At 48.0% G+C, this 1,539-nt stretch carries 1 protein-coding gene; it reads right to left on the minus strand.

The features are described from left to right. Nucleotides 1-18: 18 nt before the first annotated feature. Nucleotides 19-1,446, minus strand: coding sequence for an IS4 family transposase (locus L5M38_RS24105; RefSeq protein ID WP_263180545.1), 1,428 nt, complete (start codon nt 1,444-1,446; stop codon nt 19-21). Between the last annotated feature and the right edge of the window lie 93 nt (nt 1,447-1,539).

Genomic DNA, 1,539 nt, shown 5'->3' on the forward strand with positions numbered 1-1,539 from the left:
CTGTCTCTTGATCAGATCTCATAGCGTTTTTCCGGCTTCAAAAAGGGCTTTGGCTAATCGATAGCCCTTTACTTGAGCCTGAAGATCATCCCATCCTTCCCAAATCGTGGTCCAGCTAGCCATTCCCGTGCGCTTGCTATCATTAAAGCCGCCTAATTTCGCCAGAGACTGATAGGCCCACTTCATATTTGGTGCCTCTTTGCCTTTGTGCGCCCTTGGCTTGTAGAGCGCCATCAGTACTCGCCATTCATCATCCTCAAAAACACTGCTGCTGCTTTGATTTTCCATGCCCAGGGCTGCTTCGACCTTGCCTCTTTTTCTCAGATAGACTGGCAGACTCATCACTTCCCTTAGTTGCAGTAGCCGCACACCGATAAAGCAAAGTATAGAGGCCGCTCGCTCAAGATTATCTGGCGAGGTCATCCGTAATCTTTCTACCCCCGCGCCAGTTTTCCACGCTTTATGAAAGTCCTCTATCCGCCACCGAGTGGTATAAATATCAATCACATGAAGTTGCTGCGCCAGCGTGTCAATCGGCTCACTGGTCAGGAGCATCCAAGATAACCCCGCTTCACCTTGGGGCGAATGGCATTCTTGCGCATACACCACATTAAGCGAGTGCTCTTTGCCATTATGTTTGACATTCACCGCACTGGCTTTGAGAGTGAGCTTGGCTGTTCGCGAAGGACGATTCTTGCTTTTACCACTGGCTTCCTTCATCCCTTTTTGTGGGATGGTGATGGTGTATCCGCCGGTAACGGGATGGCTGTCCATGTGCTCAAACAGCTTAGCATCGGATTCAACAAGGTTTCTGGCATGTTTTGCTCGCACCACAAACCGTTCACTATGTGACTGTTTATCCGCTAAATAACTCATGATATCCGCTTCTCTATCACACACTGAGATCACTCTCGACATGTGAGACTGCAAGCGTTGTCGCGTAAAATAAGATGCATCGGCCCATTTACCGCTCTCTTTTTCATCGGCCTCGTTGGGATTGTCAGGTCGACACCACCAATCTTGGTGGATCAAGCCCAAGGTCCGAGAAGTATAGCTATCCAGCAGCAAGACAGAATGAACCCACCACCCACGAGACTTATCTGTAGGTTTACCTAATTTCCCTAATTCAGGCGCCACACTGTGCTTATAACTCAGGGCTGTTGTGTCTTCTAGAGCAAGTATTTCATCCACATTTTCAACCGCTTGGGTTGTGCGAGCAAAACCGGCGACTCTGATCATAGATGGGCTAACATTATCATTGCGGATCAATCGATAGGCTCCTTCGAGTTTGGCATCTTCACCATTACATGATCTGGCAACCGATTTGCCGCTGCCAACCGCCATATGTTCAGCAACGACGGTTAACCTTGCCGCTCTTCGTTTATCACCTAGCTCAGCATGATGAAAGTGATCGGCTGCCCATTGGCTCGGGTTAAAAATTGACATGGAAAATGGTGAAGTAAATGAATTTGCATGATCAGATCATCGGCAGTCAAGAGAGTTCCGTTTTTTTACTAATTATTTGTGTAGAAGAGACAG

Origin of the sequence: Shewanella sp. SM101 (genome assembly GCF_025654465.1) — a bacterium.
GTDB classification, from domain to species: Bacteria; Pseudomonadota; Gammaproteobacteria; order Enterobacterales; family Shewanellaceae; genus Shewanella; species Shewanella oncorhynchi.